This window comes from Isoptericola sp. NPDC057391, assembly GCF_042668085.1.
Taxonomy (GTDB): domain Bacteria; phylum Actinomycetota; class Actinomycetes; order Actinomycetales; family Cellulomonadaceae; genus Isoptericola.
In genome coordinates this window covers 1-13,950 of sequence record NZ_JBHVBO010000114.1, presented here as the reverse complement: position 1 = coordinate 13,950, position 13,950 = coordinate 1, and the positions used below count along the sequence as shown (strand labels likewise).

At 72.4% G+C, this 13,950-nt stretch carries 14 protein-coding genes; all 14 read right to left on the bottom strand.

Going from position 1 to position 13,950, the window contains the following annotated elements; all coding sequences use genetic code 11:
• Positions 1-24 precede the first annotated feature (24 nt).
• A complete protein-coding gene (gene atpD, locus ACFUVW_RS14215) occupies positions 25-1,506 on the bottom strand; it encodes a F0F1 ATP synthase subunit beta (protein ID WP_430571974.1) in 1,482 nt (493 codons plus the stop codon).
• A gap of 46 nt (positions 1,507-1,552) precedes the next feature.
• Positions 1,553-2,452: a F0F1 ATP synthase subunit gamma gene (locus ACFUVW_RS14210; RefSeq protein WP_430571973.1), complete on the bottom strand. Its 900-nt coding sequence runs from the start codon at positions 2,450-2,452 to the stop codon at positions 1,553-1,555.
• 2 nt (positions 2,453-2,454) lie between these two features.
• Entirely contained in the window at positions 2,455-4,083 is a 1,629-nt protein-coding gene (gene atpA / locus ACFUVW_RS14205; RefSeq protein ID WP_430571972.1) for a F0F1 ATP synthase subunit alpha, read from the bottom strand.
• Between the two features lie 80 nt (positions 4,084-4,163).
• Positions 4,164-4,979 (bottom strand): F0F1 ATP synthase subunit delta, encoded by an 816-nt coding sequence (locus ACFUVW_RS14200; protein WP_430571971.1) that lies wholly within the window; start codon positions 4,977-4,979, stop codon positions 4,164-4,166.
• Complete coding sequence (locus ACFUVW_RS14195) at positions 4,979-5,590, bottom strand: F0F1 ATP synthase subunit B (RefSeq protein WP_430571976.1); 612 nt, start codon at positions 5,588-5,590, stop codon at positions 4,979-4,981. The genes ACFUVW_RS14200 and ACFUVW_RS14195 overlap by 1 nt, the downstream gene beginning before the upstream one ends.
• Positions 5,590-5,823 (bottom strand): ATP synthase F0 subunit C, encoded by a 234-nt coding sequence (locus tag ACFUVW_RS14190; protein ID WP_416345648.1) that lies wholly within the window; start codon positions 5,821-5,823, stop codon positions 5,590-5,592. The genes ACFUVW_RS14195 and ACFUVW_RS14190 overlap by 1 nt, the downstream gene beginning before the upstream one ends.
• 102 nt (positions 5,824-5,925) lie before the next feature.
• Entirely contained in the window at positions 5,926-6,795 is an 870-nt protein-coding gene (gene atpB / locus ACFUVW_RS14185; protein WP_430571970.1) for a F0F1 ATP synthase subunit A, read from the bottom strand.
• Positions 6,796-6,963: 168 nt separating this feature from the next.
• Entirely contained in the window at positions 6,964-7,446 is a 483-nt protein-coding gene (locus tag ACFUVW_RS14180; RefSeq protein ID WP_430571969.1) for a hypothetical protein, read from the bottom strand.
• Positions 7,443-8,690 (bottom strand): glycosyltransferase family 4 protein, encoded by a 1,248-nt coding sequence (locus tag ACFUVW_RS14175; protein ID WP_430571968.1) that lies wholly within the window; start codon positions 8,688-8,690, stop codon positions 7,443-7,445. Before ACFUVW_RS14175 ends, ACFUVW_RS14180 begins: the two co-directional genes overlap by 4 nt.
• Entirely contained in the window at positions 8,687-9,451 is a 765-nt protein-coding gene (locus ACFUVW_RS14170; RefSeq protein ID WP_430571975.1) for an L-threonylcarbamoyladenylate synthase, read from the bottom strand. The genes ACFUVW_RS14175 and ACFUVW_RS14170 overlap by 4 nt, the downstream gene beginning before the upstream one ends.
• Positions 9,452-9,464: 13 nt before the next feature.
• Positions 9,465-10,481 carry a peptide chain release factor N(5)-glutamine methyltransferase gene (prmC, locus tag ACFUVW_RS14165; RefSeq protein ID WP_430571967.1) on the bottom strand — a complete coding sequence of 339 codons (1,017 nt, stop codon included), beginning with the start codon at positions 10,479-10,481 and terminating at the stop codon, positions 9,465-9,467.
• Entirely contained in the window at positions 10,474-11,568 is a 1,095-nt protein-coding gene (gene prfA / locus ACFUVW_RS14160) for a peptide chain release factor 1 (RefSeq protein WP_430571966.1), read from the bottom strand. Before prfA ends, prmC begins: the two co-directional genes overlap by 8 nt.
• A gap of 274 nt (positions 11,569-11,842) precedes the next feature.
• Positions 11,843-12,052 carry a 50S ribosomal protein L31 gene (rpmE, locus tag ACFUVW_RS14155; RefSeq protein WP_429735102.1) on the bottom strand — a complete coding sequence of 70 codons (210 nt, stop codon included), beginning with the start codon at positions 12,050-12,052 and terminating at the stop codon, positions 11,843-11,845.
• Between the two features lie 146 nt (positions 12,053-12,198).
• The coding region (gene rho / locus ACFUVW_RS14150; RefSeq protein WP_430571965.1) for a transcription termination factor Rho at positions 12,199-13,950 on the bottom strand (1,752 nt) is incomplete at its 5' end.

The following is a 13,950-nucleotide window of genomic DNA, read 5'->3' as shown; positions in this document are numbered from 1 at the left end:
GGGCGACGCGGCGGGACGAGACCGTCAGGCCCCGTACTCCTTCTGGATCCGGGCCCAGTTCTCCTCGAGCATCTCGAGGCCGCCGATGTTGTAGAACGCCTGCTCGGCGATGTGGTCGAACTCGCCCTCGGCGATCTTCTTGAACGCCTCGATGGTCTCGCTCAGCGGCACGGTGGAACCCTCCACGCCGGTGAACTTCTTCGCCATGTAGGTGTTCTGGGAGAGGAACTGCTGGATGCGGCGCGCACGCGCGACGACCGTCTTGTCCTCCTCCGAGAGCTCGTCCACACCGAGGATCGCGATGATGTCCTGCAGCTCCTTGTTGCGCTGCAGGATCGACTTCACCTGGGTGGCGACGTCGTAGTGCTCCTGGCCCACGTAGCGCGGGTCGAGGATGCGGGACGTCGAGGTCAGCGGGTCGATCGCCGGGTACAGACCCTTCGACGCGATCTCGCGGGAGAGCTCGGTCGTCGCGTCCAGGTGGGCGAACGTGGTCGCCGGAGCCGGGTCGGTGTAGTCGTCCGCCGGCACGTAGATCGCCTGCAGCGAGGTGATCGAGTGACCGCGCGTCGAGGTGATGCGCTCCTGCAGGAGGCCCATCTCGTCGGCCAGGTTGGGCTGGTAGCCCACCGCGGACGGCATGCGGCCGAGCAGCGTCGACACCTCGGAGCCGGCCTGCGTGAACCGGAAGATGTTGTCGATGAAGAGCAGCACGTCCTGCTTGCGCACGTCGCGGAAGTACTCCGCCATCGTCAGCGCGGACAGGGCGACGCGCAGACGCGTGCCCGGCGGCTCGTCCATCTGGCCGAAGACCAGGGCCGTCTTGTCGAAGACGCCGGCCTCCTCCATCTCCGCGATGAGGTCGTTGCCCTCACGGGTGCGCTCGCCGACGCCGGCGAACACGGACACACCGCCGTGGTCCTGCGCCACGCGCTGGATCATCTCCTGGATGAGGACCGTCTTGCCGACGCCCGCACCACCGAAGAGGCCGATCTTGCCACCCTGGACGTACGGGGTGAGCAGGTCGATCGACTTGATGCCCGTCTCGAACATCTGCGTCTTCGACTCGAGCTGGTCGAAGGCCGGGGGCTTGCGGTGGATGGGCCACCGCTCGGTGATCTCGATCTTCTCGCCCGGCTCGGCGTTCAGCACGTCGCCGGTCACGTTGAAGACCTTGCCCTTGGTGATGTCGCCGACCGGCACGCTGATCGGCGCGCCCGTGTCGGTGACGACGGCGCCGCGCACGAGGCCGTCGGTCGGCTTCAGCGCGATCGCGCGGACCAGGGAGTCGCCGAGGTGCTGGGCGACCTCGAGCATGAGGGTGAAGGACTTCTCGCCCTCGCCCTGCGACGACAGGTCGATGTCGACCGTCAGGGCGTTGTAGATGTCGGGGATCGCGTCCTCGGGGAACTCGATGTCGACGACGGGGCCGATCACGCGCGCGACACGGCCCACGCCGGGTCCGCTCTGGTGCTCGACCGGGGCTTCCACGGTGGTGGCGGTCATTGCTTGCCTCGCTTCGAAGGGTTCGTTCCGGGTGTCAGGGTGGGCGTCATGACGCCGCGAGGGCGTCGGCACCCGAGACGATCTCGCTGATCTCCTGGGTGATGTCCGCCTGGCGGGCCTGGTTGGCCAGGCGGGTGTAGGTGCGGATCAGGTCCTCGGCGTTGTCCGTCGCCGTGTGCATCGCCCGCTGGCGCGCGGCCAGCTCGGACGCCGCGGCGTCGAGCATGAAGCTGAAGATGCGGCTGCGCACGTACCGCGGCAGGAGGGCGTCGAGGACGCTCTCCGGCGACGGCTCGAAGTCGTACAGCGGGAACGCGTCGTGCTCGCCGGGCACGGCCACGCCCTCGACGACCTCGAGGGGCAGCATCCGCACGACGCGCGGGCGCTGGGTGACCATGTTGACGAACTGCGTGTACACGACGTGCAGCTCCGAGACGCCGCCCTCGTCCGCCGGGGCGAGGAACGCCCCGAGCATCGTGTCGGCGATCTCGCCGGCGACGTCGGAGTCCGGGCTGTCCGAGCCGTACGACCACTGCCCCGCGAGCTGGCGCCCGCGGTAGCTGTAGTACGAGACGGCGCGGCGGCCGGTCGCGTAGAGCTCGACCTGCTTGCCCTCGTCCTGCAGCTGCGCGACCAGGCGCTCCGTCTCTCGGATGATCGACGCCGAGTAGGCGCCGGCCATGCCGCGGTCGGACGCGATCACGAGGACCGCGACGCGGTCGGTGTCGTGCCGCTCGCTCGTCAGCGGGTGCTTGGTCGACGTGTGCGTCGCCACCGCGGACACCGCGCGGGTGATGGCCCGCTCGTACGGTGCCGCCGCGGCGGTGCGCGCCCGCGCCTTGCCGATGCGGGAGGCCGCGATCAGCTCCTGCGCGCGGAACATCTTCTTCAGCGACTGCGTCGACTTGATCCGCTGCTTGTAGATGCGCTGGGCTCCACCGGCCATGCTCAGGCCTTCTTCTGCACGACGAGCTGCTCCTGCTCGACGTCCGCGGCCTCGCCCTGGGCGTCACCGCCGACGAGCGGCGTGCCGTCGGCCTTGAGGAAGCCGTTGCGCACCTCGTCGACGGCCGCGGCCAGCGCGTCCTCGGTGTCCTGCTCGAGCTTGCCGGTCTCGGCGATCGTGGAGAGCACCGAGGTGTGGCGACGCAGGTGGTCGAGCATCTCGGACTCGAACCGCTTGACGTCCTCGACCGGGACGTCGTCGAGCTTGCCCTTGGTGCCGGCCCACACGGACGCGACCTGGTCCTCGACCGGGTACGGCGTGTACTGCGGCTGCTTGAGCAGCTCCATCAGCACCGCACCGCGGGCCAGCTGGCCGCGCGACGCCGCGTCGAGGTCGGACGCGAACATCGCGAACGCCTCGAGCGAGCGGTACTGCGCCAGCTCGAGCTTCAGCGTGCCGGAGACCTTCTTCATCGCCTTGATCTGCGCGTCGCCGCCGACTCGGGAGACGGAGATACCGACGTCGACCGCCGGGCGCTGGTCGGCGTTGAAGAGGTCCGACTGCAGGAAGATCTGGCCGTCGGTGATGGAGATGACGTTGGTCGGGATGTACGCCGAGACGTCGTTCGCCTTGGTCTCGATGATCGGCAGGCCGGTCATCGAGCCCGCGCCCAGGTCGTCCGAGAGCTTGGCGCAGCGCTCGAGCAGACGGGAGTGCAGGTAGAAGACGTCGCCGGGGTACGCCTCGCGGCCCGGCGGGCGGCGCAGCAGCAGCGACACGGCACGGTAGGCCTCGGCCTGCTTCGACAGGTCGTCGAAGATGACCAGCACGTGCTTGCCCTGGTACATCCAGTGCTGGCCGATGGCCGAGCCGGTGTACGGGGCGATGTACTTGAAGCCCGCCGGGTCGGACGCCGGGGCCGCGACGATCGTCGTGTACTCCAGCGCGCCGGCCTCCTCGAGGGCGCCGCGCACGGAGGCGATCGTCGAGCCCTTCTGGCCGACGGCGACGTAGATGCAGCGGACCTGCTTGCTCGGGTCGCCCGACTCCCAGTTGGCCTTCTGGTTGATGATCGTGTCGATCGCGATCGCGGTCTTGCCGGTCTGCCGGTCGCCGATGATCAGCTGACGCTGACCGCGACCGATCGGGATCATCGAGTCGATCGCCTTCATGCCGGTCTGCAGCGGCTCGTGCACCGACTTGCGCTGCATGACGCCGGGCGCCTGGAGCTCGAGGGCGCGGCGGCCCTCGCTCTCGATGTCGCCCAGACCGTCGATCGGGTTGCCCAGCGGGTCCACGACGCGGCCGAGGTAGCCCTCGCCCACGGGGACGGAGAGGACCTCGCCGGTGCGGCGGACCTCCTGCCCCTCCTCGATGCCCGTGAACTCGCCGAGGACGACGACGCCGATCTCCCGGACGTCCAGGTTCAGGGCGAGGCCGAGCGTGCCGTCCTCGAACCGCAGCAGCTCGTTCGCCATCGCGCCGGGGAGGCCCTCGACGTAGGCGATGCCGTCGGCGGCGACGGTGACGCGGCCGACCTCCTCGCTGACCGCGCCCTCGGGCTCGTACGACTTCACGAAGCTGTCCAGAGCGGCGCGGATCTCCTCCGGCCGGATCGTCAGCTCAGCCATTGCTCTCTCCTGTCGTGGCCGCGTATCGCGCGGCCTCACGTTCTGCGTAGCCGACCGGGGCCGGCGCTGGGCCTAGGGGTTCAGCCGGCCAGCCGGCGACGGGCGTCGGCCAGGCGGGACAGCACGGTGGAGTCGACGACGTCCGCGCCGACCTGGATGCGCAGGCCGCCGATGACGGCGGGGTCGACCGTGACGTTGAGCTGCACGGTGCGCCCGTAGGCACGCTCGAGCAGCGCGCCGAGCCGCTCCTGCTGGGACTCGCTGAGCACGGCACCGCTGGTGACCGTGGCCACGAGACGGCGGCGACGCTCGGCGGCGATCTCCCCGTACCACAGCAGCGTCGCCACGAAGCGGCGGCCGCGGAGGGCGGTCGTGGCACGGCGGGCGAGCGCGAGCGTCACGTCGTCCACCCTGCCCGTGAGCAGGGAGTCGATGAGCTGCGCGCGGCGCTCGGGGTCGGTCGTCCCGTCCGAGAGCACCTGGCGCGCCTCACGCTGCCCGACGAGCGCCCGGGTCAGCCGGAACAGCTCGTCCTCGACGGTCTCGAGGGTGCCGCGCGACTCGGCGGACGCCAGCACGGCGTCGAGGCCGAGACGCTCGACGGCGTCCACGAGGTCCGCGTCGCCGGCCCAGCGCGACCGCGCGAGGCCCGTGACGAGGTCGACGACGCGCTCGTCGAAGCCCCCGGCCAGGACACGGCCCGCCAGGGCCGCACGGTCCTCCGGGCTGCGCGACGGGTCGGCGAGCGACCGGCGCAGCGGCCCGGACTCGTCCAGGGCGGCGACGACGGCGAACAGCTGCTCGCCGAGCGCCTTCGCGTCGGCCCCGACGGACCGCAGGACCGGCTCGAACCGCTCCTGCGCCGCCGCGAGGGATGCTCCGCTGGTGCCCCGCATCAGCCCTCCTTGCCGGCCGCGCTGCTGGCCGACGCGGTCGCCGTGCGCGACTCGTCGCCCGCGGCCTCGAGTTCGTCGAGGAAGCGGTCGACGACGCGCGACTGGCGTGCGGAGTCCTGCAGCGACTCGCCGACGATCTTCGACGCGAGCTCGGTGGCGAGCTCGCCCACCTCGGCGCGCAGCGAGACGGCCGCCGTCTGGCGCTCCGCCTCGATCTGGCGGTGGGCGGTCTCGACGATGCGCGAGGCCTCCTCGTGCGCCTTGGTGCGGAGCTCCGCGACGATGGCGGTGCCCTCGGCGCGCGCCTCCTCGCGGGTCTTCGCGGCGTCCGCGCGGGCCTCGGCGAGCTGCTGGTGGTACTCCTTCAGCGCCTCCGCGGCCTCCTCCTGGGCCTTCTCGGCCTTGGCGATGCCGCCCTCGATCTTCGCGGTGCGCTCGTCCAGCACGGCCTGGAACTTCGGCAGGACGAACTTGTAGAAGACGAGCCCGACGATCACCACGATGATCAGCGACCACACGATGTCGTACGTGTGCGGCAGCAGGAGGTTGGCCGTGGTCTCCTCCTCGGCGGCGAGGACGTCCGCGGTGGAGGTGCTCAGGGGGGAAGCCATCACGCCGGGACGATGAAGCCGGCGACCAGGCCGAGGAGCGCCAGCACCTCGACGAAGGCGACGCCGATGAACATCGTGGTGCGGAGCTGGCTCGAGACCTCGGGCTGGCGAGCCATGCCCTCGATCGTCTTGCCGATGAGGATGCCGAGGCCGATGCCGGGGCCGACCGCCGCGAGGCCGTAACCGACGGTGCCGATGTTTCCGGTGACCTCGGCGAGGGTGGTGACGTCCACTGGGTTTCCTTCCGTTGGGCGCCGGGACTCGGGTGACCCGGCGTCGCGTGATGGGTGCAGTTGTAGGGCTGGGTCCGGCTCAGGCCGGGGGCCGCGAGGGGGTCAGTGCTCCGCCTCGACGGACAGGTTGAGGTAGACGGCGGTGAGGATCGCGAAGACGTAGGCCTGCAGCGCCGACACGAAGATCTCGAAGAAGAAGAACGCGAAGCCCGCGACGAACGTGCCCGCGCCGAACAGCTTCATCCCGCCGGCGGCGTCGAACAGGAAGAACGACGTGGCGGCGAAGCAGATCGCGAGCATGAGGTGCCCGGCGACCATGTTGGCCATCAGTCGGATGGCGAGCGTGGCCGGACGCAGGACGAAGACCTGGAGCGCCTCGATCGGCACGAGCAGCAGGTAGAGCGGCTTCGGGACACCGGGCGGCAGGAGCGAGTTCTTGAGGAACCCGCCGACGCCGTGCGCCTTGACGCCCGCGCTGAGGTACATCACGTACGTCCACAGCGCGAGCACGATCGGCAGGCCGATGACCGACGTCCCGGCGATGTTGAGGAACGGCGTCACCGTCGTGATGTTCATGACGAGCACCGTGCAGAAGATGGTCGCGAGGAGCGGGAAGTACTTGCGCCCGTTCTCCTGGCCCAGCACCTCGACGGCGATCGAGTTCCGGACGAAGTCGAGGATCATCTCGATGGCGTTCTGGAACCGCCCCGGGACCACCTTGGCGCGGCGGGCGGCGATCACGAAGACGGCCACCAGCACGACGGCGGCGATGACGCGCACCAGCATGACCCGGTTGAACTCGAAGGGCGTGCCCTCGAAGAAGATCGCCGGAGGGAAGAAGTCCGCGACGGTCGGCGCGTGGAACTCGCCGTCACCTTCAGCGGCGAGCAGCAGGGGGATCGCTGGCGTAGACAGGGGGACTCCCGGAGGTCGTACGGACCCGAAGCGCTCACCGTGGGGAGGGCACGCCATCGGACCTGGCCGTCATGGATTCGCGGACAGCCTACCGGATGTTCACAGGTGCTCCGACACCCCGGAGCAGAATTTCCGGCCAGATCTTGCGGCTTGTGAAGAAGCGCACGACGTTGCCCCCGGCGACGGATGGTCGCCCGACGCAAGCACCCTGGTCAGAACGCCCGGTCACGGCTGGACGTAGGGCACGCGGCCGCTGTTCACCGCGCGGTAGTCGAGCAGCGCGGAGCCGATCGCACCCACCGCGAGCACGGCGATCAGCACCCACGGGGCGTAGAACGTGGCGCCCTGGAGGAGCGCCAGCACCACGATGAGGACGACGATCTTCGCCACCCAGGCGCCCATGACGAACGCCGCCATGCGCGCCGGGCTCGCCCCGACCGTGCGCATCATCGACCAGATCGTCGTCGCGCAGAAGAAGGCCGCGATGGCGGCGCCCACCAGGGCGCCCCAGAGCCCGGGCAGGCCGGCCACCAGCAGGCCGATGCCGCCGCCCACCACGACCAGCGCGGCGACCAGCAGCAGCGTGTCCCGCAGCGCCGTCCGCAGCACCCGGCGCTCGGCGTCGGTGGCGTGCTCCCCCGCGGCGGCGGGTTCGGGCGCCGGGCCGGAGGTGTCGGGCGTCGGGCCGGGGGTGTCGGGCGTCGTCATCGGTGGCGTCCTTCGTGCGTCGTCAGGGTGGGCGCGGCGGGGGCGGCCGCCGGAGGGGTCGGGGTGCGGGGCGTCGCGGGCACGGGGTGCGCGGCGGCGACCGCGGGGTGGCTGCCGGTCGCGACGTCGTCGTCCAGGAAGCGGCCGCGGGTGCGCAGCGGGCCGAGCGTGAGCAGCAGCGCCACCACCACGGCGACGCCGAGCCCCGCGAGGACGGCCTTCCAGTCCCACAGCACGAGGGCGGCCACGCCGAAGGAGAAGACGGCGGCCCACACGTAGAGGATGAGCACGGCGCGGCGGTGGGAGTGGCCGAGGGCCAGCATCCGGTGGTGCAGGTGCATGCGGTCCGGGTGGAACGGCGACTTGCCCGCCGCGAGGCGGCGGATCACGGCCATCGCCATGTCGAGCAGCGGCAGCAGCACGACGGCGACGGGCAGCAGCAGCGGGATGAACAGCGGGACGCGCTGCGCGCCGGAGAGCGTCGCGCCCATCGAGACCGGGTCGACGTTCCCCGTGATGGTGATGGCCGAGCCCGCGAAGACCAGGCCGAGCACCATCGAGCCCGAGTCGCCCATGAAGATGTGCGACGGGAAGAAGTTGTGCGGCAGGAAGCCGAGACACGCCCCGACCAGCACGGCCATCATGAGCGTCGCGAGGTTGGCGTAGTTCTCCGGCGTCGCCTGCTGGGTCAGCCCGTAGGTGTACAGGAGGAACGCCGAGCCGCCGATCGCGATCAGGCCCGCGGCCAGCCCGTCCAGGCCGTCGACGAAGTTCACCGCGTTCATCGCCACGACGACGACCAGGATCGTCAGGAACAGCGAGATCCTCGACGAGGTGATGAACAGCCAGTCCGGGGTGGGCAGCGACGTGAGCTGCACCTGCTGCCAGGCCATGAACCCCGCCGCCAGGACCTGCCCGGCCAGCTTGGTCATCCAGTCCAGGTCCCACACGTCGTCGGCCCAGCCCAGCAGGCAGACGATGACCGCCCCGCCGACGATGCCCCACGCCTGCGGCCCCGTCTCGAAGACGCCCGCGAGGAACGGCATCTGCGAGGCCAGCAGCACCGCGACGACGATGCCGAGCAGCATCGCCAGGCCGCCGAGCCGCGGCGTCGGCTGCACGTGCACGTCGCGCGCCCGCACCGCGGTGATCGCGTTCGTGCGGCGGGCGACCCACCGCGCGCCCGGCGTGGCGAGGTACGTGACCGCCGCCGCGACGAGCAGCAGGAGCAGATAGGCCCTCACCCGGCGGACTCCTCCGCGGGGGCGGAGCCCTGCTCCTCGGTCCGGTCGGGCGTGCTCGCGTCGGTGGTCCCGGTCGACCCGTCGGAGGGCTCGTCGGTGGTCGCATCGGAGGGCTCGTCGGCGGGCTCGTCGACGCCGCGCACGGGCGCGACCTCGTTGAGCGCCTCGAGCGTGATCGCCCCCTGCCGCACCACGCGCAGCTGCTCGCCGGTGGCGTCTACGATCGTCGAGGCGACCCCGCCGGGCGCGTCGCCGCCGTCGAGGTAGACGGTCACCGCGTCGCCGAGCTGCGCCTGCGCGTCGCCGACCTCGAGGGCAGCGGGGTGGCCGGTGGCGTTGGCGCTCGACACCGCGAGCGGGCCCGTGCGACGCAGCAGCGCCAGCGCGGCCGGGTGGTCGGGCATGCGCAGCGCCACCGTCCCGTGCGTCTCCCCCAGGTCCCACTGCAGCGACGGCTGGGCCTGCAGGATGATCGTGAGCCCGCCGGGCCAGAACGCCTCGGCGAGCTTGCGCGCGTCGTCGAGGACCTCGGTCGCGAGGCCGTCGAGCGTGCGGACGTCGGGGATGAGGACGGGCGGGGGCATCTGGCGCCCGCGGCCCTTGGCCGCGAGCAGGGCCGCGACGGCCTCCGCGTCGAAGGCGTCGGCGCCGATCCCGTAGACGGTGTCCGTCGGCAGGACCAGCAGGCCGCCGCGCGAGACCGTGTTCACCGCCTCGTCGATCGCAGGGCCCCAGGTGTTCGGATCGGTGACGTCGTGCACGCTGCTCACGGGCTCAGTCTGTCACGGTTCGACCGGCCGCCCGGCGGTCGTCCGCGTCGCCGTGCGGGTCGTCCTGCGGGCCCTCGTGCGGAACCCTGGCCTCCGTCGCCGAGCGGCGTGCCACCACCATCCGCGGCCGGCCGGCGAGGTCGTCGCGCGTGCGCGCTTGCCCGAACCCGCCGGTGCCCGCCACCATCGCGCGCGCCGCGGCGGACTGCACCTCCGCGTGCTCCATGACGTACAGACCGCCGAGGCGCAGCAGGCGCGCCGCTGCCGCGGTGACGCCGCGCGGCACCTCGAGCCCGTCGTCCCCCAGCCCGTAGAGCGCCACGGCGGGGTCGTGGTCGGCCACCTCCGGGTCCCGCGGGACGGCGCCCGGCGGCACGTACGGCGGGTTGGACACGACGACGTCGACCGCGCCGTCCAGCTCGCGCAGCGCGGTGCGCGCGTCGCCGCGCAGTAGGCGGACGACGGCGTCCGGCCGGTCGCCCGTCGCGGCGGCGACGTTGCGCGCCGCCCACCCGTGGGCCGCGGCGTCCAGCTCGACGGCGTGCACGCGGGCGCCCGGGACCTCGGTCGCCACGGCCAGCGCGATGGCACCCGACCCCGTGCACAGGTCGACGACCACCGCGGCGCCGTCGCGGGCGACCACGCGCGCGGCCTCGTCGATCGCGACCTGGGCGACCTGCTCGGTCTCGGGCCGCGGGACGAAGACGCCCGGTCCGACGGCGAGCTCCAGGTGCCGGAACGGGGCGAGGCCGGTGAGGTGCTGCAGCGGCTCGCGCGCCGCGCGCCGCGCGACGTCGTCGGCGAACCTCGCGGCGACGCCGTCCGGCAGGCCGCGGTCCAGGACGGCGAGGCGCCGGGCCTCCGCGCGGTCGACGCCGAGGGCGTGCGCAAGCAGGGCCTCGGCGTCGACACGCGGGCTCGGCACGCCCGCGGCGCCGAGCCGCGACGTCGCCCAGCGGAGCGCGGCCCCGGCGGCGCCGGGCACCTCGCCGAGCACGTCGCCCGGCCCTGCGTCAGTCACCCCGGCCGCCCGCGGCGGCGAGCCGCGCCGCCTCGTCGGCGTCGACGGCGGAGCGCACCACCGGGTCGAGGTCGCCCGCGAGCACGTGGTCGAGGTTGTACGCCTTGTACCCCGTGCGGTGGTCCGCGATGCGGTTCTCCGGGAAGTTGTACGTGCGGATCCGCTCGCTGCGGTCCACGGTGCGCACCTGGGAGCGCCGGACGTCGGCGGCGGCCGCGGCGGCGGCCTCCTGCTGCGCCGCGAGCAGCCGGGCGCGCAGCACGCGCATCGCCTGCTCCTTGTTCTGCAGCTGCGACTTCTCGTTCTGCATCGACACGACGATCCCCGTGGGCACGTGCGTGATGCGGACCGCGGAGTCCGTCGTGTTCACCGACTGGCCGCCCGGGCCCGACGACCGGTACACGTCGATGCGCAGGTCGTTCGGGTCGATCTCCACCTCGCCGGGGTCGTCCACCTCGGGCAGCACCAGCACCCCGGCAGCCGACGTGTGGATGCGCCCCTGCGACTCCGTGACCGGCACGCGCTGCACGCGGTGCACGCCGCCCTCGTACTTGAGGCTGGCCCACACGCCCTCGGCGGGGTCGGAGACGCTGCGCGCCTTGACCGCGACCTGCACGTCCTTGTAGCCGCCCAGCTCGGTCTCCGTGGCGTCGAGCACCTGGGTGGCCCAGCCGCGGCGCTCGGCGTACCGCAGGTACATGCGCAGCAGGTCGCCGGCGAAGAGCGCCGACTCGTCGCCGCCCTCCCCCGCCTTGATCTCGAGGATGACGTCGCGCGCGTCGTCGGGGTCGCGCGGCACCAGCACGCGCCGCAGCCGCTCGGCGGCGTCGTCCGCCGCGGCCCGCAGGCCCGGCAGCTCGGCCGCGAACGCCTCGTCATCGGCGGCGAGCTCGGCGGCCGCCTCCGCGTCGTCGTGCGCCTGCTCCCACGCCCGGTACGCCGCGGCGACCTGGTTCAGCTCCGCGTAGCGGCGGCCGAGCGAGCGCGCGCGGCCCGCGTCCGCGTGCACGGCCGGGTCGGCCAGCGCGCGCTCGATCTCGGCGTGCTCGTCGAGCAGCGGCCGCGCGGCGGCGAACGAGTCGGTCATGACGTCTCCCAGTCGAGCGCGAGGTAGTTCCGGGCCGCGCGAGGTAGTCCCGGGCCCCGCGAGGTAGTTCGGGGCTGCCGGGGGCGAACTACCTCACCGAGGATCGAGCTACCTCGGCGAGACGCGAACTACCTCGGCAAAGCAGAAGCGCCGGTGGTCCGTCGTCCGACTGCCCCTGGAGAGGTTGTCGGGCGGACCACCGGCGCTTTGTCACCCCACGAACGTGCTCGCTTCGCTCCGCGCGTTCGCAGGGACCCCGACAGGGGTCAGGCAGCTACTTCTTCTTGCCGTAGCGAGCCTCGAAGCGGGCGACGCGGCCGCCGGTGTCGAGGATCTTCTGCTTGCCCGTGTAGAACGGGTGGCACGCGCTGCAGACCTCGGCGCTGATCTTGCCGGAGGTCGCGGTGCTGCGGGTCGTGAACGTGTTGCCGCAGGTGCAGGTCACCTGGGTGACGACGTACTCGGGGTGGATACCGGACTTCATGATGCTCCTTGGTGTGATGCCGCCGGGTCGCCCCGCAGGACAGCGGGCCGTGAACCGGAAGGCCGACGAACCATTGTGCCAGAACGCGGACGCGCCCCGGACATCGCCCGTGCGCCGGGCCCTGCGGGCGCGGCGCACGGGGACGATCAGACCGTCTCGCCCGGGTTCTCGTCCGAGAGCCCGGCCGGCGTCGTCTTCTGCACGTGCAGCAGGAACTCGACGTTGGTCTTGGTCTTCTTGAGCTGGCCGAGCAGCAGCTCGATCGCCTGCTGCTGGTCGAGCGCGCCCATGACGCGGCGCAGCTTGTAGACGATGCCCAGCTCGTCCTTCGACATGAGGATCTCCTCGCGGCGGGTGCCGGACGCGTTGACGTCCACCGCCGGGAAGATCCGCTTGTCGGCGAGGTTGCGGGACAGGCGCAGCTCCATGTTGCCCGTGCCCTTGAACTCCTCGAAGATCACCTCGTCCATCTTCGAGCCCGTCTCCACGAGGGCCGAGGCGAGGATGGTCAGCGAGCCGCCGTTCTCGATGTTGCGCGCCGCGCCGAAGAACTTCTTCGGCGGGTAGAGCGCCGCGGCGTCCACACCACCGGAGAGGATGCGGCCCGACGCCGGCGCCGCGAGGTTGTAGGCGCGCGAGAGGCGGGTGAGCGAGTCGAGCAGCACCACGACGTCCTGGCCCAGCTCGACCAGGCGCTTGGCACGCTCGATCGCGAGCTCGGCGACGATCGTGTGGTCCGACGCGGGGCGGTCGAACGTCGAGGCGATGACCTCGCCCTTGACCGTCCGCTCCATGTCGGTGACCTCTTCGGGCCGCTCGTCCACGAGCACCACCATGAGGTGGACCTCGGGGTTGTTCGCGGTGATCGCGTTGGCGATCTGCTGCATGATGATCGTCTTGCCGGCCTTGGGCGGCGCGACGATGAGGCCGCGCTGGCCCTTGCCGATGGGGGCGACGATGTCGATCACGCGCGGCGTGAGCCGCGTGGCCTCGGGGTTCTCCAGGCGCAGCCGCTCCTGCGGGTACAGCGGCGTCAGCTTGGTGAACTCCGAGCGCTGCCGCGCCTCCTCCGGCGTCATGCCGTTGACGGAGTCCAGCCGCACCAGCGCGTTGAACTTGCTGCGCACGTTCTTGCCCGACGGCGGCTCCTCGCCCTCGCGGGGCTGGCGGATGGCGCCGACGATCGCGTCGCCGCGGCGCAGGCCGGACTTCTTCACCTGGTTCAGCGAGACGTAGACGTCCCCCGGGCCGGGCAGGTAGCCGCTCGTGCGCACGAACGCGTAGTTGTCGAGGATGTCCAGCACGCCGGCGACGGGCAGCAGCACGTCGTCCTCGCGCACCTCCACGTCGTCGAGGCCGGCGACGTCCGGGCCGCCCGCACGCCCGCCGCGGTTGCGCTTGCGGTCGCGGCCGCGGTCGCGACCACGACGACGGCGCGAGCCGCGCTCGTCGTCCTCGTCGCGCCGCTGGCGCTGCTCGTCGCGCTGCCCGGCCTGCGCTCCCTGGCCGCCGGAGCGCTGCTGCTGACCGGAGCCGTCGCTGCTGCGCCCCTGGCCGGAGCGCTGGCCGTCGCCGTCGCCCTGGCCGGCGTTCTGGCCGTTGCCGTTCTGCCCGTTGCCGGAGCGGCGTCCGCCGCGCTCGCGCGGTGCCGCGACGGCCTCGGCGAGCTGTGCGAGGCGCGCCTCGCGGTCGGCGTCGTTCTGCTGGCCGCCGCGCTGCTCGCCGCCGCGCTGGTCACCGCCACGTGCGGGCTGCTGCTCGGCGGTCGCCTCCGCCGCGCGCTGCTGCGGCGCGGCGTCGCCCTCGGCCGAGCCGGCGGAGCGGGTGGCCCGGCGCGAGCGGCGCGGGGCCTCGGCGCCGTCGGCGCGCGGGGCGCGGGCGTCGCCCGAGGCCTGCCC

Coding starts and splice junctions, on each gene's coding strand:
- atpD (WP_430571974.1), bottom strand. CDS start 1,506: ATGACCGCCACCACCGTGGAAGCCCCGGTCGAGCACCAGAGCGGACCC.
- ACFUVW_RS14210 (WP_430571973.1), bottom strand. CDS start 2,452: ATGGCCGGTGGAGCCCAGCGCATCTACAAGCAGCGGATCAAGTCGACG.
- atpA (WP_430571972.1), bottom strand. CDS start 4,083: ATGGCTGAGCTGACGATCCGGCCGGAGGAGATCCGCGCCGCTCTGGAC.
- ACFUVW_RS14200 (WP_430571971.1), bottom strand. CDS start 4,979: ATGCGGGGCACCAGCGGAGCATCCCTCGCGGCGGCGCAGGAGCGGTTC.
- ACFUVW_RS14195 (WP_430571976.1), bottom strand. CDS start 5,590: ATGGCTTCCCCCCTGAGCACCTCCACCGCGGACGTCCTCGCCGCCGAG.
- atpB (WP_430571970.1), bottom strand. CDS start 6,795: ATGGCGTGCCCTCCCCACGGTGAGCGCTTCGGGTCCGTACGACCTCCG.
- ACFUVW_RS14180 (WP_430571969.1), bottom strand. CDS start 7,446: ATGACGACGCCCGACACCCCCGGCCCGACGCCCGACACCTCCGGCCCG.
- prfA (WP_430571966.1), bottom strand. CDS start 11,568: ATGACCGACTCGTTCGCCGCCGCGCGGCCGCTGCTCGACGAGCACGCC.
- rpmE (WP_429735102.1), bottom strand. CDS start 12,052: ATGAAGTCCGGTATCCACCCCGAGTACGTCGTCACCCAGGTGACCTGC.